This window comes from Mucilaginibacter pineti (assembly GCF_900101875.1).
In the GTDB taxonomy this organism is placed as follows: Bacteria; Bacteroidota; Bacteroidia; order Sphingobacteriales; family Sphingobacteriaceae; genus Mucilaginibacter; species Mucilaginibacter pineti.
Window position 1 is genome coordinate 1 of the sequence record NZ_FNAI01000018.1, and the last position, 20489, is coordinate 20489.

Sequence of the window (20489 nt, forward strand, 5' to 3'; positions counted from 1 at the left end):
CTTATGGACATCAATGCCGATAAATAATTGTGGAGTTTGCATAAGCCTATGTTTTTGTTGCTAAATTATTGAACAACGCTTTAACATATATGCTTGACGATTTTGCTGCGGTGCTAATTTTGTAACAGTAGTGCAATGGATATTTAAAAGCCGGCTGTTGTGAGCGCAGCGAACATCAGCCTATTGCGCCGAGGCTGGCAGTGGAATGGAACCCGGAGCGAAGCGCGTGGTGGAATGGAGGCTACCTGCCGCAGGTGCTGACCTTCTAACAAAAAGAAAGGGGCCAGGCAAGGTAATAATACCAAACCTGAACCCCTAACCTTGCTGGTGGTCCTGGGAGCTTCTTTATTTATTTCTTTATCATTTCGCTTTTTCGCCTTTGAAAACGAGTTTAGCTTTAGCCATGAGTAAACCGACTCTTTCCAATGCCGTGTTGACCATATCTTCTTCTATCGAAAAGTTCTCATCGTATCGCGCTTTCGAGTAACCGTCATTGATCAGCGTGAAAATCTTTAACCCTTCTTTTGTTTCCATTTCAAAGATATCCCTGAACTCATCTGTAAAAAGCAGCGTCAGTTTGATCAGCTTGAACAGGTTATGCACCGACTGCCGGTAGCCAAACATGACCTGCAATAAACCAATCAAAGCATGTTCTGTTGCCTGGTGTAAAAGGAATAGCGCCAATCGCGCGTTTCCATCCTGCATGTAGCGTTCTGCACCATGAAAGAACTCTTTGCTCATGATACCATATTTATTCCAGCTGGCCAATCGTATGGCCATATCCTGCTCGATGCGGATCTCCTGCGGCTCGGGCAGGTTCAAATCTTCCGAGCGATAAATATGGAGACCCTTGCTAAAAGCCAGGCTCCAGAATTTCCCCTTGCTTTTTAACCCGTTGATGGCGCTTCCCACTTTATGTACAATGGCGTATATATTTGTCAGTGTCTTAAAATTGTCCTCGATCTTATTGACAATACTGTGTTCCGGCGTTTTTTCGTCCTCATCAACCAGTATGAGCAGGTAAAAAGTAAATGGCTTGGGATGAGAACCCAGGTAAGTGATCGAACGGATACTTGGTATAAATTTTACCAGACTTTCTGCAAGATGATCCAACCCCAGCTTTTCTGCAGGCGTAAGCTGAGGACAAAAAGGATGCAGGTTAGTACCATTTGTGCCTAAGACCACATCCGGTACTAACCGTACATCCTTTTTTCTTTCATCACCATCTTGCTCTTCCTTATCCGCGGAAACATCCGTCACAACATCTGTCCAAAACCCTCTTTTAAGAAAGGGTTTGCCGCTTTCTATCTGGTGTATAAGCCATGCAGCAGCATATAGGTTCAGCATATTATCATACACATTGATTACTTCGCCCGGCATTAAGGTTTCATCAATAGGAAATGTATATAAAGCTGTGTGCGTCCATTCCGTCAGATAATCACGATACTCAGGCAAGCTGATCTTTTCAAAGATTTTCTTTAATAGCAGGTATGGGCTATGCTGATACTTTTCCGGCAGTTCATTAGGATAAAACGCCCACTGCTCTTTACCCTTCTCTAAAACCTCATCCGCTATCGCTTTCTTTTCCCAAGGCTCTTCGCGGTAACCTACAAATAGCAGGTAGCAAGCTTCCAGCAACCGGATATTCTGTTCATAGATAAACAACAGGTGGCCCGAGCCATTCCTCTTATTCTTATACTGCTTGTGGGATAAGGCAAAATCAAGCCACATCTTAAGTTCATCCCGATGTGTATTCATCCGGTCACCAAAAAATCTTGACAGCACCTTTAACGGGTTCTGTACCTCACTAAACCTTAACAACCTCGGGAAGCAATCCCAGGGCGCAAACCTGCCTATATGCATAACACTATTGATTTATACCGGTTCCCATTAACCGGCAGAACAAAGGAAGTGTGTATGTTACCGGTACCGAACCCAAACCATGAGTAAAATACCCATACGCGTGAGTATTTTACTCACGGAATAATTATGCTACCTTGCATTTTATTATCCTTGTCCCAGACAAATAATTATATTTGACACTATGGAAACAGCCAGACCAAATACAAAACATATCGGTAGGAAGATCAATCGTATACGTGAACTAAGGGGCATTAAACAGGAAACGTTTGCTGTCGAGTTAGGCATCAGCCAGCAAACCGTTTCACGCTTAGAGCAAAGTGAAGAGATCGAAGAAGATATGCTTGAAAAGATCGCTAATGTCTTAGGGGTTACCTCCGAAGGTATCAAGAACTTTAGCGAAGAGGCTGTTTTTAATATTATTGGCAATAATTACCACGACAATTCAAGTTCGGTTCAATATCAATGTACATTCAATCCGATAGATAAACTTGTTGAAGTGTTTGAAGAAAACAAAAAGCTTTACGAGCAGTTGTTAGCCAGTGAGCGGGAAAAAGTAGAACTTCTCAAGAAATCAAAATAATGCTAAGCCCCGTTAAAGGGGCTTTTTTAATGATCTTTTAAGATCTTTTTTTAATATGGTTAAGTTATTTGTAGGCGGTTTCCCGCTTGATATAGAAGAAATAGAACTCGCACAGCTTTTTGGTCCGCATGGCGATATCAGCACCATTAAAATTGTACGGGATAAGAAAACCAAAATATGCAAAGGTTACGCTTTCATTGAAATGGCAGACCGTTCCGGTGCAGAAAATGCTGCAGAAGCATTAAATGGCACCATGCTGGATGGCAAGACTTTAACGGTTAATATAAACGAAGAACCCGATATAATAGCCCAGCCTTTATCTGTCACCAGGAATTACGTCCGGACATTTGATTCCCAAAAAGTGGATATTCCAATTGCGGAAGTACGAAAGAAAAGGCCAAGAAGAGTTGTCTGATTAGTGCTAACTACGATATCCCCCTATCGTAACCTTTCCTTTTCTTTCTTTTCCGCTTCAAATCATCCGGCACCGGCGCAATATAATTCCCGCCTCCGTCTAACAATACTTCCAGCAATCCCTTGCTATGGCTATGATTCTTTTCAAAGTTTTGCGACAGTTCAATTTTTAGCTGCTCTTTAACATCCTGCTTCTGTTCATAGGAACCATTTTTAAGTGCATTGGCATAATTGAATGATTCTTTGATCTCCCGCTCATAACCAAACATCTGATCAAACAAGCTTTCCGTTGCCTGTTTGAAGGCCACCCGGTCAAACTGCCCAACCTTTTGGCTGTGTGCCGCGTTGGTTCCTTTGGAGTTGTTAAGTGGACTTAATTTAACACTATTGCTCGCATCCTTCCGGCTAACGATCACCTGTACATGCATCTGCTCGCCCGGTTTGACATCGCCTTTCTTAGCCAGCCCCTTTCTAACTTCCAAGTCTTTATAAGTGTAATACCGGTTATGTTCCAGTTTTCCGAAATAAACCAGGTTCCGGTTACCGTTCACACCATTGCGCTTAAAGTTCTTTGCATAAGCGTCCATGACCGCGTTCGCATAAGCCTTTAGGTATACTTTTGTTTTTTCTTCTCCGAAACGTCCTTTCAAAAAAAGCAGTTCTTTACTGCTAGGGCTTATATTGACCAGGAAGAACTTCGCGTCGTCTTTGGAAAGCTTGGCTACATTGTTATCAATACTTTGCCTGACTTCATACGGCTGGATGCTATCGCCAGTATGGTTGAACCAATATTCCTCCATCAAATTATTATGTTGCGCCTCTGTAATTCGGTTCTCTTTTTCCAGGTAAGCCACCAGTTGGCTGCTGCTCCCTTTGTTATTACCCGTTTCACTTTTAGTGATGTTCACATGCATGCTAATTGTGTGTATGGTTATCATTAAAGATTATTCACCTGCTGCCTGACATTTTGAATAAGGGCATCTTTCTCCACCTGCTTGGTCATCATACCCATCTGCTCCCTTGAGTTAATGTAAAATTCCAGTATTGAAGAAAACATCGTTTTCAAACGCTTCTTGTCGTATTGGGCGACGTCGAGCTTCCTTAAATATTCTGCTATGTTGCTGACGCTCGTGGCTTGGGTTGCATTTGCCGCTTTCTGCTCATCGTTATGTTTGATAATCTGTTTATTAAAAAAATCCACAATCTGCAGTTGCCCGGCGATCATTCGCTCGGATTCTTTCTTTAACGGGATCAATAACTCCTGCTCCTGCGTCCGGATAAAAGCAATAATGTTATCTGTCTTTTTATTGATCGCATTTTTCAATAGCTCATCATTCAAGTCCCTGGGATCTTTCTTGCTCTTGTAGAAATAGTCCACCATATAAATAAAAAAGCCCAGTTTCGTCAGCCCGCATTTGTTTGCGATAGCCATTAGCTTCAGGTCCGTTTTTACCGGGAACCTTATCGTTTTTACATTTTCATCTTTTGTCATTATTCAATTCACCTTTCATTATATAGCCTGGTCTATCATTATATACCTTGATCTGCTATTATATAATTGATACCATTATCTAATCCTCGGTATACCCCTCAGTATACTATAATCCTTTAATGCAGCTAACAGCGGGGGGAAAGTATACCGCAGGTATACGCAAATCTGCTTTGCCCCGCAGGGCAAGCGGAAAAAGTCGGGTGCGCCCGACTTCCGCTTGCTCCCCCCGCTTTCGCGGAAGGACGCTAAGCGGCCTGACTTGTTGTTTAGGTACTTGATTACATAGCTGCGTATCTACGCAGCTATCCGGATATACCGCTATAGCGTTACTTTTCATCCCGCCGCCTCCCATCCGGCAGGCCAGTAAACCTGACTGCCAAGTTTTGGATGATAAGACGGCTGGTAACGGATATAACCAAATGCATCCAGTTCCCGGATGCATTTGTGATAGGTCGCAATCGATGCTATCTTACTGAATGCCATCAACTCGCGCCTTGTCACCGCAAAGGGACTGGCGAAGCCATTCCTTTGCCAGTGTACAAACAAAGCCGTAAACAGACTGACATGCGTGGCATTCAGCCTAACATCACCCCGCATACGTTTGAGCAGCTTACCGTAACCGGCCAGTTCCTGCGCTGAGATAGAAGACTTCATTGCCGGCCTCCTTCCAGTAGCTTGTTAATGTCTTCCTGTTTGTAGTACAAAAGACTGCCTATCCGCGTAAACCGAAGCGTTCCATTGATGCGCAGGTTCTGCAACGTACCCGGTGAGATTTTCAATAATTTTCTCACTTCAGCGCTTTTAAGCCATTGTTTGGATTGCCCTTGTCCGGGCCGCATCAGTCGCGCAATTTCACTGAGCATTTCATTCTTAAATTCCCTTAGATCTTCTTTTGTGATCACTTCCAGGTTCATCATTCCCTCCTTGTTTAGTTAGACATTTAACCCGTTCAAAAGCGGCATAGAACAAAGCCGCCTGAACGATCTGGAAGCAAATGTCATGGCAAAAGGATAAAAATGAATGACCATTGAAGGCGTTTGGTCACGAATGGGGAAAGGGTTCTACTATTTGTTTTTGGGGACGATTTTGAATAGCTTGTCTTCTTCGGATATATTCAGGTACTTGGATGGCTTATCATTCTTCCGGGCTGGAAAGTAATTACGAGCCGTATCAATGGAGATAGGTTTATCGCCATGCATAAAGTATTTGGCTATCATTTTATACCAGGGGCTTTGCCCTTGCGAAGTTGCCAGTTTCTTATCGCCCAGGCTTAAGCCCTGCAGCTGTTCTATCAGATCCATGAACGCTGCGATATAACCATTGGTGATCACGATCTTTTCATTCGCATCAAATTCTCTGGCTTGTTTCAGTTGCGCTTCCAGTTCTGCAACACGCCCCTTTAACTGATCGATCAGTTTATCCTTTTCACCGATGACCGATTCCAATGGTTCAACCTTGTGCCAGCGGTCAACGGATTTTAGGAACGCTAAAAATGCTTCGAGCTTTCGCGCTTGTTCCAAACCAGACGCATATTTGGAAGTGAAAGGATCTTGTCGTTTGAAGTGCCGAATCCGGCTGAGTACGATATCGCAAACATGGTTAAAGAATACTTCTTCTTTACCGTTAGTTTTTAAATAAAAACCTAACTGGAAATCATAGAACAAACCATAATCACTTTCATCTATCTCATAGATCTTCAGTAAAAAGAAATTATCCTCAAGCTTCCTGTTACTAAACAACGGCCTGCCAATATCATACACGTGAGGGGAAAAATCGAAGCGATTTCGGAATTTGAAGAATATACTTTTATTAGACATTATATTAATTTAAAGAATAACATAACTACAGCTTCGTGGTTTTTTTACGAATTGTGGAGATTTAAATAGTGCCTATCAAAAACCCTATACTAAATTATAAAACGTAAAACGTTCTAGTAACGGGCCGAAAAAAGCCAATTTATCCGTTTTAATCCTATATAACCTCTTAATTGACGTTTGTCTTTTATTATGGCGTATTATATCGTGGAATTTACTGATACTCTACGACACAAGCTTCTTTTTTGCTGAAACCGAAAAAAAAATCGCGTGACTTCGCTAGCATGAATTATTTAGAGCGTTACTTAAATACAATGCTATTATTTAAAATAGATATGCACTGTTGCTGTATTGAGATTCAACGGAACAACAAAGTAGTATTATCAATAATTAATCGGATTTAGATGGCACCACAATGTCAGTATGGTCAGTTAAGTGCCTTAGGAAAACTCATTTTTTCACTTTACGAACAAAGACAATTGCATTCGCGCCTCCTTTTAAATCCAAACATTTCTAGATGCACCGTTTGACATGACCGTAAATGAGGTATTTTCTTTATTTATTGGGCACAAACGCTTAAGCCTTTACAACTTCCCATCTCCGTAAATTCTATTACCGCTGATATTATGTCTATTTTCTCTAATAAATCGTTTATAAATTCCTTAGTTATTATATAAGCTTGAAATAATTTCGTAAAAAAATCATCCTCAATATTAGGGTATTATTGTTCCCAAATAACACTAAGTACAGAATTGTATAGCGGAGTTACAATGCAAAATTCATACATCGGAGTATCCCGATCATATTTACCAAGTTCGAACCATGTCGATTTGGTTATTTCCTGAATGGCATCTTTCTTCGGATAAATGCGATTGAATACGTAAAATTCATTAGCTACTGAATCTGAGGGTACATTCAGTTTATTTATGTCTGGGATTTTATAATATAAATCGGCAGATTTCTTCCAATATTGCACATTCTTGTTTTTGCTATAAAAAGTAGCGATAGGATGATTCCCTAAATCTACAAAGCGATACACAGTTGAGGTAAGGCTGGTATTAAATTTTTGAGCAAGTTCACTGATCAGCTCCGGAGAAAATTTCTTTTTTTCGCAGTTAGCTTCAAACAATTCTCTTGGCATCAATAATTCAGCGGCAAAGTCGTTAGCTTCTTTTTCTTGTGGTCCTTTTTTATACCCCTCTAATGTAGTATCATCATCTGTAAAGGATGCTTCTTTATCAGCATGTAACAAGATATGGCCAAGTTCATGGGCTAATACGTAGCGCTTTCTTTGTTCAAATTCAATTTTCGAATCAATGGTTACGATAGAGCGTCCTTGTTTCATGACCAGCCGACCATCACAATTTTTGAGATCTGACTCTTTAACCATCCCATTATGGTAAATAATCAGTTCTTTAATATCGATGGGAGCCATATCGGTAATGCCGAGTTGGTTTACTAGTTTTTTGGCAACAAAGGCAGGGGCTATTTTCATTAAAGTTCTTTCCGTTCAATTTTATTCATGAGATCAAGCAGGTCTGATTCATCAAGTATTTCCTTAAGATCCTGCTCATCCATCTTCTCCAGATTATTGAACTGTAATTGTGGTGCCCGCAACCTTAATAAATTTAAAATTCCTTCTTTAGTTGATTCTTTTGCGCTTTCAAATATCGTAAGGGCTATGGTATATAGGCTCTCCTGTGTCTGTTTATTTAGCGCTACTTTCTGTTTAAAGAGTAAGGCCTTTATTTTAGCAACACCATTTTTTTCCAGTTTTTCGGGGTCAAATCCACTGTTACGCAACATTTCATCCAATAATTCAGGCTCGCGATGCGTTATCAGGAATAACTCCCGGTTCAGCTTGTCGATGTCTATCTTAGTGTTTTTCATGATTGCTTTTTATATAATGTTTTAACAATTCTAATGCCTCTTTTTATGGCATTGTTAACTTCCGAAACCGGGATATCCCAAACTTCAGCTATAGTTCGGGGAGGGCTGTTATCCAGCCATTCACAAAAAATAGCATGGTCATCTTTGTTATCTCCAAAGGCTGATTCTATTTCCTGCCAGGTTTCCTGAGCAATCAGTATTTCATCAGCCCCTTCTATAGTACGGACATCATCACTTAAAAGTTCATCATCATTTGCATCATCGCCGGCGATAACGGTGGTTTCATCCGAACTGCCTCCTGCTTTAACAATGGAACGGGTGGATGACTTGAAATGACTTGATATCAGACTTTTTACAACGCCTGTTAAATGAATGGTTATATCAGGGAAACGTTCATAATCCCAGGCGCGGGTACCATCGAGTACCTTTTCAATCGCCAGTGTAGCAAAATGCTCCGCATCTACGCTGTCCTTTTCAGTGCGGATCTGAAATCCGGCTTTATTTAGTTTAAAATCTGCATAGAGTACGAGTTGCTTATAAATGAGTCCCCAGGACTTTTCATCTATTGCCGCTAATCTATCCAGCGTTTGAGCATCGATCATGTAATAGGTTTTTTGGTCCTTATAAAGGTATGCTCTTTAAAATTATTTTTTTGCCACGTGGCGAAAAATAAATTCTGTGGAGCATATCATAGTATAGGACATTATAAATATAGCGGTATGAAAGATAACAAAAATGTATTTGTCGTGAAGCACGGCAATGATTGGGCGACCAAAACGGCGGGCAACCAACGTGTAACTAAAACATTTGACACACAAAAGGAGGCTATTAATGCAGGAAGACAACAAGCGATTAAAAACCAATCAGAATTAACCATTCAAAATAAACATGGACAGTTCCGCGAGAAAAATTCTTATGGCGGTGATCCCCAAAACATTAAAGGCTAAAATGGAAAAGGAAAGATTAAAATATTGTATAGACCGCTTTGATCACTATTATGATAGTGTGAATAATAAAAGTTCGGTTTTTCTTGGCTTAAGCACATTCATTGTTGGGGGGCTTATTGCAGGGTATTTCGCTGTCGGGCCGTTGATCAATTGTGGGTTTTGGACACATGCGTTAATGATAGTGCTCATTGGGCTGGGAGTCGCTACGATGATCACGGTAATTATGGCGGCTACGCCATTTCTAAGCACCGATACTGACTCTTTGCACTTTTTTGGCGCAATTGCCCATATGGACAGTTCCGGTTTTTGCACAAAATCAGCTACCCCATGTACTGACGAAGATGAACTGAAGGATCTGAGAAATCAAGTTCATCAACTCGCCACTGGTTTGAGAGGCAAGTTTAAAAAACTGAAAACGGCTGGCATATTGTTTACCGTACAGTTTTACCTGTTTATACCACTGTTTCTTATTATCCTTTGTAACATAAAATAATACTATGCATATATTCGACGACTACGTAAAACCGATCCGTGCTGCCATCGCCGCGGACCCCAAATCAGGTAAGCTTTATGAAACCTTGTCTTTTTCTGAAAGAAGCCTTCAAAAAGGGCTGGACTTTAAAGTTTTTAATCAACAGGTCCCTGAGAAACGTTTATTACCAAACCTTGCTGATTTCGCGCGCGAGCTCGGGTTAACACCAAATTTTGAACAGGGTTTAGGCTTACATCCAGATTTCTCTCATCTTAAACATTCAGAAAGCCTTGAAGACCATTACATCGTTTCAATGTTCGTGGATATAAAGGGCTCTACCAATCTGTTTAAAAAGTATACACCACGCACGGTTTGGATTATTACTAATACTATCCAACGCGCAGCAATTCACACCTGTTTAATTTTCGGGGGCTACGTTCATCGTCTACAGGGTGACGGCTTGTTTGTATATTTCGGTGGTAAAAACATGAAACCTGATTTAGCGGTAAAACGAGCTTTGCAGTTTTCCAGTGTGTTCACCTATTTTGTTAAAGAGGATCTGAAGAACATTTTCATAGAACAAGGAATAGAGAATATTTATACCAGGATAGGTATCGATCTCGGTTACGATACAGACGTGATTTGGGGCATGGCAGGCATAGGTGAAATCAGTGAGGTCACCACTTGCAGTTTACATACCAGCCTGGCCAGTAAAATGCAATCATACGCTGTTAGCAATGGTATCGTTGTGGGCGATCATGTTAAAAATGAAAGTCCAGCTTTAACGGAATTTTATACACCGGTTTGCCATCGCACTCAACGCGAGAACGACCGTTACATTTTTCAAATTCCGGAAGAACGTTTCAACTATACGCAGTATGATTTTAACTGGTTGAATTTCTTAAAAAGACAGGATTTTATCGCAACGGATTTATCCGGCCAGCTTCAATTGAAACAAAAGGCAGTGGTTATCCCTAACCGAAACATAGCTAATCTCGCACCGATTGCAGCTGTAAGCAAGCCATATTATGGTTTTGAAAGCTAACTCAGTATTCGAACGCGATTTTATTACCGCTAAAGAACGCTTCCCCAAGTTAAAATATGGTTGGGATGCTAAAATTAAAATGTGGGTGATTACGGGTGAACTGGATATTTGCGATACGGCTGGTGTTTATTGGAACACTTTTCAGATCGCTATGCTGGTTCCCCGTGGCTATCCATATTGTGTACCTATAGTTGCAGAACGTAGTGATATTGTTCCGCGCGATATTGATTGGCATATATCTCCTGAGGGAATATGTTGCCTGGACACTGACAACTCTTTAATCGCTATGTCAAAATCAGGTATAAACGTAGGCGATTTTATCGCTGAAAAAGTGTATACCTTTTTTGCTAACCAAATACATAAACTGGAAAGTAAACAATATGCCGGTGCTGAATACGCACACCATACTGCCGGAGTAATACAGTATTACGTTGAGGAATTAAATATTCCATCCGCTGAGGCAGCAATTCAAATCCTAAAAAAAGTCCTCAATAAACAAGGATTGAGCAGGAATGATAGATGTCCTTGCGGGAGTGGTCTGAAAGTAAAAAGCTGCCATGAAACCGGCATTGAAACTATCAAGTCATTTGGCCCGGTTAAAATTAAAAAGGATATTGAAAATATTGAAAAACACCTTTCCGCTGAGCCACTTTAAAACTTAGGGTAGGTAGTATATTCTTGAGCCTTTGGCATTAGTACTCATTAATATAAAACTTCTTATACGTTGCCTTATCCTTTCGTTGTGCTAAATTGATAACACCTGCTTCATCTGGCTCAAATGCCTTATCAAAATCAATATATACATGTAAGAAGCTGGCAAATTCGACAACCTTTTTATGCATGTCTTGTAACAATATGGCCGATTCATCGATATCTAGTCCTTTATTCGCGGTAGCTGCACTTGTAAAGCCTTGATAAGAAGTTATTAAATAGTCTGGTTGTGTTTCCAAATCCTGAATATAAATATCGGCGTGATGTTTCAATGAGTTTGCTATACTTTTAACTTGTTTCACAGTGTCATCATTATGAAATTTATCGATCTCGTTAAGTAAGTTGATAACTTCATTTTCATATTTTTTTGGTTCCAGTGCTTTTAATAAACTTTCCCAACGACAATCTTTCAACACCCTTTTATATTTTGCTTGCGTAGTTAATTTATTGGGGTCCGTAAAATCAAATGCAAACCAAATAATTTGCAAGAAATAATCATCACAGCTATTGTACCACAGGACTGAATTTTTTAAAAACTGACTTCTTATCCACAGCTGTCCCAAATAACCTGAACTCCAGGTAACCGGGCTCTTATGTAGCTTTTGATGGGCTTGGGTTAGTGCAAATCTTGCAGTAGCCAATAGGCTATAAAGATGTTTAAATTTATCTAACGCTATTATGTAACCAAAATCCATTGACGAACTCACCAAAAGAGATGAATAATGCTTATTTAGCCGATCAGGTATTAAAATCAACTTGCTAAATTGATTATTATCTTCAACCAGTTCTTTTAACGTATAATCTTTCCCTTTGTAAGATATTTTTAATAACTCTTCGCCTTGCATGATTTTTCTTTTGGCAGCAATTTAACGTAATTTACTCCAAGTACACAAACTCAAAACAAACCTGGTATTCTTACAAAGCGCACATATATTTAATATAGAAGTATATATGTTATAAGTAATAACACAATGGCAGCATGACAAATACTGCCACCATTATCTTTGCTTAGTGCATTTAAAGTTGCAATATGAGACTGCACTGACATAATGGCAAGTTATTTATAATGTGAAAAAAAATATAAAATAAGTTATTGAATGTTTCCTTATTATTTGATAGATATTTAAACCAAAGTGAAAATCAGTCTAAAAATACTAAAGTTTTTGGCAAGGCCTTTGCAGAAGAAAAATGGTTTTAAAAACGAAAGCCCCTTGGATGTAGGAATCCAAATGGGCTCTCTTTTTTCTAGGCTAAAGAGGGTTCTCTAAAGCATCGCATAGTGTTATTACGCCGTAAAGGTAAAAAAAGTTTCGTTTTAGCAATTTTTTTAATCAACCGTCTCAATAACCCGCTGAAATTACTCTTCTATTAGTAACGGGTTCTGTTCCTACCAGCAATCAGAAAATAATCTGAACTCATTTATATAAATGGGTAAGGGCATTTTTTAACCAAACTTTTAAATTATGAAAAAAAGTTTTACAAGACAAGAATGGAACTCTAACCAAAAAAGGAGGAACAATTTTAACACGGAGCATGTTGGAACGTCAGTGTCTATGATGCATCTTTTATTTAGGAAGGAGGCTTGTCATGGCACAAAATAATTACCGTGATTTAATTAATAATGTTCGGAACAGGCTGGATCCCGAAAATCTCATCATTGAAAAATCGATCAGAGAAGAACTCGCCAGTATTAGTTACAGTGATGTATTAGAATATGTCAGGTATGCTATGAATGGTGTTGAGCCAGCTTATACCCAACGGAGCAAAGATGCCGGCGAAAATGTAAAAACGCATTTAACCAATGGAGGTATTACTAATGCAAGCTATCGCTACCAGGGCTCTATCATGACAAACACTCATGTGAAAGGTTACAGTGATATTGATTTGTTGGTTATTTCTGATAAATTTTATAGCGTCGATGTCCATAATGTTAAGGGTATCTTAAATGAATCGTCTCGTCAAATTCACTACTCATCTAATCAGATTTTTCGTTTGCAGGTAGAAAATGCGGTAAGTAGTTATAACGGTAATTCTTTGGATGATTTGCGAAAATTACGATTGGATAGTGAATATATTTTAAAGAATAAATACATCATACACGATCTAACCAAGCCAAAGTCAATTAAAATTACAAATAGCGGGCTAAGAAGAGATGTAGATATCGTAATCGCAAATTGGTATGACGATATCACATCAGTTATAAATGGCAAAGGTGATAACCGTGGTATACAAATTTATAACAAAGATTACCATATCCAGGGTAAGGCTGATTATCCATTTATCAGTATAGAAAGGATCAATAATAAGAGCACTATAACCAGTGGCCGCTTAAAAAAAATGATCCGTTTCCTCAAAAATTTAAAGGGTAAATCGACATTAGCTATCGAATTAAGCAGCTTTGATTTTAACGCTATATGTTATGATATTGATCAGGCGAAATATCAAAATTTGATATTTCATCAATTGGTCCCTGTTTTATACACTCAATTAAAGACTTTGGCAACTAACCAAACCGCAGCTGATAACTTGGTATCTGTTGACGGCAGGGAATATATTTTCAGGAACCAGCCGCACAAAATGGAGAGCCTTAAAAATTTAGTAATTGAGATTGAATCGATTGTTGCAGACTTAAAATCTAACCGTGTTTTATTATGAAAAAAAGATTATTTATAGGCTCTTCAGCAGAACAGATTACCACGCTAAATGAGATCATTGCCTTAATAGGTGATGCCGCTGATTGTACACCGTGGACAAATGCTTTTGGTCATAATGAAAGTACCTTGGGTGCATTAATCAAACAAACCCGCCTGTCAGATTTTGCCATCCTACTAGCAACTAAAGATGACATTACCAAACAAAGAACAGCGACGTTAACAACCCCGAGGGATAATGTGATCTTTGAATTTGGCTTGTTTTTAGGTGCGGCCAGCCCCGACAGGTGCTTTTTGGTTGCGGAGGAAGACGCCGATCTGCCTTCTGATTTAGATGGTGTAACTGTAGCCAAATTCTCCCGTAAACCGGGTGAATATAACTCATTGGATAAAATAGTCGAGAGTATAAAAACGCAAATCATCAAGATATCTAATCTTAGTGAGTTGGGTCTGTTACCTTCCACTGCGCTAGCCATTGGATATTATAACAGTTTTATTAAAAGAGTTTGCGAAGAAATTCACTCCAATAACAGCATTACTATTGAGGAGAAAGAAGTCAAGGTCAAAAGCTTTAAAATAAACATCGTTATACCCGCGACCTTAGATGATTCCGGTGTGGGTAATTTCACCATGCTGTACAATAAAAAGCATGAATTGAAAGGCGCATCTACGTTCGTAGCGGCTCACGCAACCAGTAAAAGAGGTTATCCGTTTCATTTTAAGGTTGACCCGCCTGATCAAGATATGGCTAACCCAATCGATATTCATATATCAGACATACCTGGTACGTTGAGTACTATCGTAGAATGCCTTAAATTGTATTTACCAACAGGCTTGGTCGGCTTTAATATTGATATGGCCTATCTTGAAAAGCGTGAACTTCAAAATTTCACACAGGTGCTAAAATTTTTGATTGAACGCAATGTTGCAACAAATGGGTTTGTAGAAGTAGAAACCGAAGCAAAACTCATAAATTAACACCTTAAAACTCGCTTTTAACTATCCGTAGTATTGATTCCTAGAGTGAGTACTACGGATTAATGATGTATGCTTTATATAGTGTTACATTAATCGTTAAGTTAGTTCTCGTTTAGTAATACCTTTTAAAATTCGGCTGGCTTCTCAAATTAATGATAACAAGTAAAGTAATTTTATAGATAAACATAGGCACACAATTTTACCTCATATTAAAAGAATAAATTCATTTTTTTTTCGAGGATTTAAGTATTGTACGAAATGCTGTTCGTATCCGTCTATTGATATCGCCGAAAATACAAATCGGCAATCCATCTTATCGCTAACTCCTATCTTCTAGCTCCTATTTCAAATCAACCTGGTGACCTATTAGGGATTTGTAAGTAAAGTGGGTATTTAACCCTCAGTAATACAACAAGTAGCAAATCCAGTTAAAGTCCCTCCCGCTCCTATCACGATTTATCGGTACCCAATCTCCGAAAATCAAATCGATTAAAGTCGGTTATTGTTCTCCGTGATGTTTGCCTCAGAGGGGAACTGCTTTTGCCACATTTTATAATACTGGCCCTGGGTTTTCATTAGTTCATGATGGGTGCCCTCTTCCATAAGTTTCCCGGTTTGCAGAACGATAATCTTATCGGCATTCATGACAGTACTCAATCGGTGAGCGATGATGATGATCGTTTTTTGCTGTTCGCGCAATAAATTCACCGCATTTTGTACATGTGATTCGGATTCCGAATCAAGTGATGAGGTCGCTTCATCCAATATCAGGATCTCCGGGTTACGATAAAGCGCCCGGGCAATCGCCAGCCGCTGCCGCTGTCCGCCCGATAAATTGGTGCCATTCTCTCCTAAAAATGTGTTAAAACCATTTGGCAGGCGCTCGATAAAATCGGTGATCTCCAAATCGGCGCAAATTTTTATTACGCGTTTCATATCCGGTTCCGGATCACCTACTGCAATATTTTCAGTTACATTGCCCGCAAAAAGGTGAACGTCCTGCGGTACTACACTTACCATCCTTCTAAGGCTTTCATTGGTAATGTATTTGATATCATATTCGCCTATAAATATGGACCCCGACTGTAGCTCGTAAATATTCTGCATCAGCGATAGCAATGTTGTTTTGCCCGATCCGCTTTCGCCAACGATTGCTGTAATTGCCCCTTTGGCAATCTGAAGGTCGAGTCCTTCGAATACATTATTCCGCGTACCGTAGCGAAAATGTACATTTTTGAATTTGACGTTTCCAACCATATCCGGTGTCAAGTCGGCACGGTTCTCAACCGGTTCCTGCTCCATATCCATAATTTCGAATAACCTGTCCGCTGCAATGCGCGCGTCCTGCAGCGTTTTGTTCATACCGATCAGGCTGGCTACCGGCCCCATAAAATAACCTATGATCGAATAAAATGAAAGCAGTTCACCCGGCGTAATGATCTTATCCAGCACAAATGCCGAACCAGACCATAGCAGGATCACAGTAAAAGTAGTCGACGTAAAACTGCTGAGATTGCCTACCCATAAAGAGTTTGTTGCCGAGCGGAATACCGTTTTCAACATATTAATAAAACGTGTCTCGGTTTTAAAGTTGGCAAATTCTTCCAGCCCGAAACGCTTGATGGTCGAGATCGCGTTAACAGATTCCACCAATTGCGTTTGCAGGTCGGCAGCGTTCTCCATCAGTTTACGCTGAGTAGTCCTGTTCAGCCTGTCTGATAATTTATAAATGAAAGCGAAGATCGGGACGATCACCAGCATTATCAGCGCCAGTTTCCAGTAATAGGTGAACATTAGCGCGAAGGAAAAGATAAGAATGAAAATGTTTACCGCAAACATAACAAGCACTTCATTGATAAATGAGCGGATCTTGACCGCATCGTTTATCCGCGAAATGATTTCCCCCACTCGCATACTGTCAAAGAACTGCTGCGGGAGGCGCAATAAGTGCTTATAATAACCCAATATTAAACGTGCATCGATCTGCTGGCCCGTTTTAAGGGTAATAATGGTGCGGGCATGATTAATAAAAACCTGCAGGAATATGATGACAACCATGACCACGCCCATCAGATTTAACAAGTTCCGATTATCTTCGGGAAGGACGTTATCCACGATCTTCTGCAAGAATATCGCCGTAGAAAGTCCCAATATCGTATACACAATTGCTCCGAGCAGTACCTGCAGAAGCATGCCTTTATGTGGTTTCAGCAACTGCCAGAAGCGTTTTTCAACAGAGACTTTTTTGTCGCCGGCAATAAAAGCTTCGTTTGGTGCAAGCAATACTAAAACGCCGGTCCAGATCTTTTTAAACGCATCGTGCGGGATCTCGTGCAACAGGCCATCGCCTGGATCCATCACCTCTACAAACGTATCCGTTACTTTATAAATGACCACGTAATGTTGCAAATGGTTTGGCAATAACACGTGCGCGATGGTGGGCACCGGGATCTCGAACAGGTTATCAAAGTCACCCTTGACGCCTTTAGCTGAAAACCCTAACTGCCCGGATGCTTCGATCAGCCCGAGCAGGTTAGTCCCCTTTTTATCGGTAGAGGCCATTTGCCGGATGCGGGCAATGGGCATGTTCAAATTATAATAAGCAGCTATGGAGGCCAGACAGGCAGCCCCGCAATCCATGATATCGTGTTGCTGGATTTGGATCCGCCTTCTCATGCGCTTATCCGACGTGGCAGCCCCCCACTTTTTGTAAAGTACAGATTTTTCGATGCGGCGGGCGATAGTATTGTACCAGGCTTCGATATTGTCTACAAATCGGTCGAATTTTGCCATGGCCTATAATTGTGCTGTTGTTTTTGGTGAAAGGCGCCCGGGGTTTAGCCAGTCGCTGGTCTTATCGTACAGTAATTGGAACAGCGTACGCCTTGTGACATAGAAATTAGCCTGTAGGGTCATACCTTTTTTGATGCGGCCCACATAACCATTTTCTAATTTTAAATAACTTTGATCGAGCAGACAGCGCACTTTAAAATATGGCTGCTGCCCGTTATCGGTAAATATATCATTACTAACACTGAGCACTTTACCCGTAAGCAGGCCCCACTGGTTATAATTAAAAGCGTCAACCTGGAAGTTTACTTTGATATCCGGCCGAATCAAACCGATATCTTTTGGTAAGACATAAACTTCGGCGATCATGCCTGTTTCGGGCGAGATCTCCGCGATCACTTCGTTCGAGGCAATCACACTGCCCGGCTGTACGCCTTTTACATTCTGCACGGTGCCGCTTACCGGCGCACGCAGGGTATAATAATCCTTTTGTTCCTCTATAGATTTCCCTTCTGATTGCAGGCTGCGCATTTGCGCTTTAAGGGTATTTAATTCTGCCTGCCATTTACTGCCTTGTCCATCATAGATGAGTTGCAACCCGCTTTGTGCATTCTGGTAAATGAGGTGCTGCTCATCGTATTCTGCGGCGGAGAGCACGTGGTTCCGGTACAAGTAATTATATCTTTGCTCGTTACGGGTGGCGGCGGCCAGTTTTGCCGAAGCATCGCGCGCCTGTTGTTTCAATAATACCCATTGTTGGCCATACAACGATGATTTTAGCTGCGGGTTCGAATTCCAGTTACGGGTTTTAGCAATATCCGAAAGCACCTGCAGGTCCGCCAGTTGCGCATCAAACTCTATTTGTTGAGTACGCGCGGCCAGGTCCTGTTGATTAATGGCCGCAGCAGTTAGGGTAACCAGTACCTGCCCTTTTTTGACATGCATATTCTCGGTCAGCAACATGGTGTCTATCCTGCCGGCCACCAGCGCTTTAATTTCGTTGTGCTCGGTGGTGGACTTGATCGTTCCCAAGCTTTTAACGTTGATATTCACCTTAACAAAAAAAATTGCGACCAACGCCAGCAACACAAAACCTATAACCATTTTATAAATGATATTGGTTTGCGGATCATACTTACGGAAATGATACTCTGCCGTAAGTGACAGAAACTCCGCCGGAAAAACTTTATCCTTATTGTCCATCCTATTTAGGTATTCGGTAAATAGTAAATTAAAAAATCTGCAAAGTGTTTTAAACTGCCCAAAATCTCTTAAACAAAAAAGGGATAGCCAAGCCATCCCTTTGTATGTTAAAGCGATATAGCTTATGCCTTAGTGCCGTTTCCGTAGGCATTTAAATTAAAATCGATATTATTTCCTACAGAGAGTTTATAATCACGTAAGTGCCCGCCATGCTGCCATTTAAATTCGATCGAAAGCAAAGAGTCTGCACCGCTGGTCAGCGTCATGCTGGCACCCTCGGTGGTGCCACCATTTATATTTTTCAGTTCATCTGCGTTTAACACACAAAGTCCCGGGGTATTTACATCAGTTCTCATGTCGTTATTATTTTAGTTTAAATAATAAAGCGCGGGTAGTATGAGTACCCGCGCCCTGGTGTTTAATTTTTAAATTACGCACTTTGTGATTTTTGGCCGAATAAGCCGCCAAGGCTTGACGTAATGCCGTTGCCTAAAGAAAAGGCAGAGGCGCTACTTTCATCGCCGTCCCGGCTTGCGCTTTGGAACGATAATAAATTACCGATACCTAAGTTGCCTAATAAACCGCTTTCACTTGATGATGAAGAATCATTACCTCCAAAAATTGATCCGCCGTTTACTTCCAGTAACTCAGCGTTGTTTAATTCTTGCATTTTCATGGTTTCTTGTATTTAAAAATGTTTGCCTACTCTGTTAAAGGTTTTCAGCGTTCCCTTTTAATTTACAGAACAGCTTACGCCATTCTATCCTCTTCTGCCCGCCTTATGACTGGCTTGATAGCTGGTTAAAAATACCGCCCAGGCTTGATGTTATGCCGTTTCCTAAGGAGAAGGAAGTGGAGTGGCTTTCGTCACCGTCTTTGCTGGTACTGCTGAATGATAACAAATTACCAATTCCCAGATTTCCAATTAATCCGCTGTTGCTTGATGAAGAAGAATCATTACCTCCAAAAATAGACCCGCCGTTCACTTCCTGTAATTCGGCGTTGTTTAATTCTTGCATTTTCATGGTTTCTGTATATTAAATTTTGCTTACTCTGTTAAAGGTTTTCAGCGTTCCCTTGTGCTGAGAATGTTACAGCAACTATGCCAAACAGATTAATTTGTAGTTAATTTCTAACAACTAAAACGAATATATTATAACTTGAGGTAGCAAACTACCGTCACATCATTTACGTAGTGTATGATGGCCCGGAAAGGTTATCCTATTGATTTACAGTCAAAAAAGAAATTACAAGGTTCTAAACAATGACCTGAATCTTCTAAAGGCGCACAAAAAAGTTCATAGCTAAAACGAGTGAGGTTGTCATCCTAAAGGAACAATTGCCTTCTTTCATTTGGCATTTGGCAAACGATTTCGATCATTCGAAACGACTTTGTTCAGAAATAAGGGCTATATATTGTTGTAACAGACACGAAAAACAAATAATTATCTTTAACGATAGAAGAACACCATGCTATTTGATTATCTGCTGGATTCCCTGACGGCATCCTCGGTTGTCAAACCGGCAATCGGCATGTTATTATATTTATTTCGATTAAAAGATTGTGGTGATCTCCCTTAAGACCGGCACTAACCCACCACATAATGGCATCTGGCTTTCGACCACGCGGGACAATCAC

At 40.4% G+C, this 20489-nt stretch carries 23 protein-coding genes; 8 read left to right on the forward strand and 15 right to left on the reverse strand.

The features are described from left to right. Window positions 1-360 precede the first annotated feature (360 nt). Window positions 361-1863 carry a HEPN domain-containing protein gene (locus BLS59_RS26695; RefSeq protein WP_091155316.1) on the reverse strand — a complete coding sequence of 501 codons (1503 nt, stop codon included), beginning with the start codon at window positions 1861-1863 and terminating at the stop codon, window positions 361-363. 181 nt (window positions 1864-2044) lie between these two features. Here BLS59_RS26695 and BLS59_RS26700 point away from each other — a divergent pair, with 181 nt between their 5' ends. Both BLS59_RS26700 and BLS59_RS26705 read left to right on the forward strand, forming a co-directional pair. Then, the gene (locus tag BLS59_RS26700) at window positions 2045-2443 is read left to right on the forward strand and encodes a helix-turn-helix domain-containing protein (protein ID WP_091155319.1); all 399 of its coding nucleotides are present in this window, start codon (window positions 2045-2047) and stop codon (window positions 2441-2443) included. Window positions 2444-2498: 55 nt separating this feature from the next. Then, window positions 2499-2858, forward strand: coding sequence for an RNA recognition motif domain-containing protein (locus BLS59_RS26705; RefSeq protein ID WP_091155323.1), 360 nt, complete (start codon window positions 2499-2501; stop codon window positions 2856-2858). A 10-nt stretch (window positions 2859-2868) separates the two neighbouring features. Here the strand turns inward: BLS59_RS26705 and BLS59_RS26710 are convergent, their stop codons facing one another. From BLS59_RS26710 to BLS59_RS26750, 8 genes are all read right to left on the reverse strand, one after another. Further along, window positions 2869-3771 (reverse strand): DUF5712 family protein, encoded by a 903-nt coding sequence (locus BLS59_RS26710; protein WP_091155326.1) that lies wholly within the window; start codon window positions 3769-3771, stop codon window positions 2869-2871. 23 nt (window positions 3772-3794) lie between these two features. Continuing rightward, window positions 3795-4349 (reverse strand): BfmA/BtgA family mobilization protein, encoded by a 555-nt coding sequence (locus BLS59_RS26715; RefSeq protein WP_091155331.1) that lies wholly within the window; start codon window positions 4347-4349, stop codon window positions 3795-3797. A 333-nt stretch (window positions 4350-4682) separates the two neighbouring features. Further along, complete coding sequence (locus BLS59_RS26725; RefSeq protein ID WP_091155338.1) at window positions 4683-5003, reverse strand: hypothetical protein; 321 nt, start codon at window positions 5001-5003, stop codon at window positions 4683-4685. Beyond that, a complete protein-coding gene (locus BLS59_RS26730) occupies window positions 5000-5263 on the reverse strand; it encodes a helix-turn-helix domain-containing protein (RefSeq protein ID WP_091155752.1) in 264 nt (87 codons plus the stop codon). The genes BLS59_RS26725 and BLS59_RS26730 overlap by 4 nt, the downstream gene beginning before the upstream one ends. Before the next feature lie 150 nt (window positions 5264-5413). Further along, window positions 5414-6166, reverse strand: a complete 753-nt coding sequence (locus tag BLS59_RS26735) for a hypothetical protein (RefSeq protein ID WP_091155342.1) — start codon at window positions 6164-6166, stop codon at window positions 5414-5416. A gap of 718 nt (window positions 6167-6884) precedes the next feature. Next, window positions 6885-7658 carry an ImmA/IrrE family metallo-endopeptidase gene (locus BLS59_RS26740; protein ID WP_091155346.1) on the reverse strand — a complete coding sequence of 258 codons (774 nt, stop codon included), beginning with the start codon at window positions 7656-7658 and terminating at the stop codon, window positions 6885-6887. After that, entirely contained in the window at window positions 7658-8053 is a 396-nt protein-coding gene (locus BLS59_RS26745) for a hypothetical protein (RefSeq protein ID WP_091155349.1), read from the reverse strand. Before BLS59_RS26745 ends, BLS59_RS26740 begins: the two co-directional genes overlap by 1 nt. Beyond that, entirely contained in the window at window positions 8050-8655 is a 606-nt protein-coding gene (locus BLS59_RS26750) for a hypothetical protein (RefSeq protein WP_091155353.1), read from the reverse strand. Before BLS59_RS26750 ends, BLS59_RS26745 begins: the two co-directional genes overlap by 4 nt. Before the next feature lie 117 nt (window positions 8656-8772). Here BLS59_RS26750 and BLS59_RS26755 point away from each other — a divergent pair, with 117 nt between their 5' ends. From BLS59_RS26755 to BLS59_RS26770, 4 genes are read left to right on the forward strand one after another with little or no spacing between them, the layout of a single operon-like run. Next, complete coding sequence (locus tag BLS59_RS26755; protein ID WP_091155357.1) at window positions 8773-9000, forward strand: DUF2188 domain-containing protein; 228 nt, start codon at window positions 8773-8775, stop codon at window positions 8998-9000. 1 nt (window position 9001) lies between these two features. Continuing rightward, on the forward strand, window positions 9002-9493 hold the full coding sequence (locus tag BLS59_RS26760) for a Pycsar system effector family protein (RefSeq protein ID WP_091155360.1): 492 nt from the start codon (window positions 9002-9004) through the stop codon (window positions 9491-9493). A 4-nt stretch (window positions 9494-9497) separates the two neighbouring features. Then, window positions 9498-10517: an adenylate/guanylate cyclase domain-containing protein gene (locus BLS59_RS26765; protein WP_091155363.1), complete on the forward strand. Its 1020-nt coding sequence runs from the start codon at window positions 9498-9500 to the stop codon at window positions 10515-10517. After that, window positions 10501-11172 carry a YecA family protein gene (locus BLS59_RS26770; RefSeq protein ID WP_091155367.1) on the forward strand — a complete coding sequence of 224 codons (672 nt, stop codon included), beginning with the start codon at window positions 10501-10503 and terminating at the stop codon, window positions 11170-11172. Before BLS59_RS26765 ends, BLS59_RS26770 begins: the two co-directional genes overlap by 17 nt. Window positions 11173-11209: 37 nt before the next feature. Here BLS59_RS26770 and BLS59_RS26775 read toward each other — a convergent pair whose 3' ends face one another. After that, complete coding sequence (locus BLS59_RS26775; RefSeq protein ID WP_091155371.1) at window positions 11210-12073, reverse strand: hypothetical protein; 864 nt, start codon at window positions 12071-12073, stop codon at window positions 11210-11212. A gap of 742 nt (window positions 12074-12815) precedes the next feature. Between BLS59_RS26775 and BLS59_RS26780 the strand changes: the two genes are divergently transcribed. Then, complete coding sequence (locus BLS59_RS26780; RefSeq protein ID WP_162842783.1) at window positions 12816-13883, forward strand: nucleotidyltransferase-like protein; 1068 nt, start codon at window positions 12816-12818, stop codon at window positions 13881-13883. Next, window positions 13880-14857 (forward strand): STING domain-containing protein, encoded by a 978-nt coding sequence (locus tag BLS59_RS26785; protein WP_091155374.1) that lies wholly within the window; start codon window positions 13880-13882, stop codon window positions 14855-14857. Before BLS59_RS26780 ends, BLS59_RS26785 begins: the two co-directional genes overlap by 4 nt. Window positions 14858-15346: 489 nt before the next feature. Here BLS59_RS26785 and BLS59_RS26790 read toward each other — a convergent pair whose 3' ends face one another. The 5 genes from BLS59_RS26790 to BLS59_RS26810 all read right to left on the reverse strand — a co-directional run bounded on the left by BLS59_RS26790 (window position 15347) and on the right by BLS59_RS26810 (window position 19875). Continuing rightward, on the reverse strand, window positions 15347-17650 hold the full coding sequence (locus BLS59_RS26790; protein WP_317039795.1) for a peptidase domain-containing ABC transporter: 2304 nt from the start codon (window positions 17648-17650) through the stop codon (window positions 15347-15349). A gap of 3 nt (window positions 17651-17653) precedes the next feature. Next, entirely contained in the window at window positions 17654-18850 is a 1197-nt protein-coding gene (locus BLS59_RS26795; protein WP_091155378.1) for an HlyD family secretion protein, read from the reverse strand. Window positions 18851-18972: 122 nt separating this feature from the next. Continuing rightward, window positions 18973-19206, reverse strand: coding sequence for a hypothetical protein (locus BLS59_RS26800; RefSeq protein ID WP_091155381.1), 234 nt, complete (start codon window positions 19204-19206; stop codon window positions 18973-18975). A 74-nt stretch (window positions 19207-19280) separates the two neighbouring features. Further along, the gene (locus BLS59_RS26805; protein ID WP_091155384.1) at window positions 19281-19526 is read right to left on the reverse strand and encodes a hypothetical protein; all 246 of its coding nucleotides are present in this window, start codon (window positions 19524-19526) and stop codon (window positions 19281-19283) included. Window positions 19527-19629: 103 nt separating this feature from the next. After that, the gene (locus BLS59_RS26810; RefSeq protein WP_091155388.1) at window positions 19630-19875 is read right to left on the reverse strand and encodes a hypothetical protein; all 246 of its coding nucleotides are present in this window, start codon (window positions 19873-19875) and stop codon (window positions 19630-19632) included. Window positions 19876-20489: the final 614 nt, after the last annotated feature.

Bases quoted from the DNA above. Each gene is read 5' to 3' on its own strand.
- BLS59_RS26695 (WP_091155316.1), bottom strand. From the start codon at position 1,863: ATGCATATAGGCAGGTTTGCGCCCTGGGATTGCTTCCCGAGGTTGTTA.
- BLS59_RS26700 (WP_091155319.1), top strand. From the start codon at position 2,045: ATGGAAACAGCCAGACCAAATACAAAACATATCGGTAGGAAGATCAAT.
- BLS59_RS26705 (WP_091155323.1), top strand. From the start codon at position 2,499: ATGGTTAAGTTATTTGTAGGCGGTTTCCCGCTTGATATAGAAGAAATA.
- BLS59_RS26710 (WP_091155326.1), bottom strand. From the start codon at position 3,771: ATGCATGTGAACATCACTAAAAGTGAAACGGGTAATAACAAAGGGAGC.
- BLS59_RS26715 (WP_091155331.1), bottom strand. From the start codon at position 4,349: ATGACAAAAGATGAAAATGTAAAAACGATAAGGTTCCCGGTAAAAACG.
- BLS59_RS26725 (WP_091155338.1), bottom strand. From the start codon at position 5,003: ATGAAGTCTTCTATCTCAGCGCAGGAACTGGCCGGTTACGGTAAGCTG.
- BLS59_RS26730 (WP_091155752.1), bottom strand. From the start codon at position 5,263: ATGAACCTGGAAGTGATCACAAAAGAAGATCTAAGGGAATTTAAGAAT.
- BLS59_RS26735 (WP_091155342.1), bottom strand. From the start codon at position 6,166: ATGTCTAATAAAAGTATATTCTTCAAATTCCGAAATCGCTTCGATTTT.
- BLS59_RS26740 (WP_091155346.1), bottom strand. From the start codon at position 7,658: ATGAAAATAGCCCCTGCCTTTGTTGCCAAAAAACTAGTAAACCAACTC.
- BLS59_RS26745 (WP_091155349.1), bottom strand. From the start codon at position 8,053: ATGAAAAACACTAAGATAGACATCGACAAGCTGAACCGGGAGTTATTC.
- BLS59_RS26750 (WP_091155353.1), bottom strand. From the start codon at position 8,655: ATGATCGATGCTCAAACGCTGGATAGATTAGCGGCAATAGATGAAAAG.
- BLS59_RS26755 (WP_091155357.1), top strand. From the start codon at position 8,773: ATGAAAGATAACAAAAATGTATTTGTCGTGAAGCACGGCAATGATTGG.
- BLS59_RS26760 (WP_091155360.1), top strand. From the start codon at position 9,002: ATGGAAAAGGAAAGATTAAAATATTGTATAGACCGCTTTGATCACTAT.
- BLS59_RS26765 (WP_091155363.1), top strand. From the start codon at position 9,498: ATGCATATATTCGACGACTACGTAAAACCGATCCGTGCTGCCATCGCC.
- BLS59_RS26770 (WP_091155367.1), top strand. From the start codon at position 10,501: ATGGTTTTGAAAGCTAACTCAGTATTCGAACGCGATTTTATTACCGCT.
- BLS59_RS26775 (WP_091155371.1), bottom strand. From the start codon at position 12,073: ATGCAAGGCGAAGAGTTATTAAAAATATCTTACAAAGGGAAAGATTAT.
- BLS59_RS26780 (WP_162842783.1), top strand. From the start codon at position 12,816: ATGGCACAAAATAATTACCGTGATTTAATTAATAATGTTCGGAACAGG.
- BLS59_RS26785 (WP_091155374.1), top strand. From the start codon at position 13,880: ATGAAAAAAAGATTATTTATAGGCTCTTCAGCAGAACAGATTACCACG.
- BLS59_RS26790 (WP_317039795.1), bottom strand. From the start codon at position 17,650: ATGGCAAAATTCGACCGATTTGTAGACAATATCGAAGCCTGGTACAAT.
- BLS59_RS26795 (WP_091155378.1), bottom strand. From the start codon at position 18,850: ATGGACAATAAGGATAAAGTTTTTCCGGCGGAGTTTCTGTCACTTACG.
- BLS59_RS26800 (WP_091155381.1), bottom strand. From the start codon at position 19,206: ATGAGAACTGATGTAAATACCCCGGGACTTTGTGTGTTAAACGCAGAT.
- BLS59_RS26805 (WP_091155384.1), bottom strand. From the start codon at position 19,526: ATGAAAATGCAAGAATTAAACAACGCTGAGTTACTGGAAGTAAACGGC.
- BLS59_RS26810 (WP_091155388.1), bottom strand. From the start codon at position 19,875: ATGAAAATGCAAGAATTAAACAACGCCGAATTACAGGAAGTGAACGGC.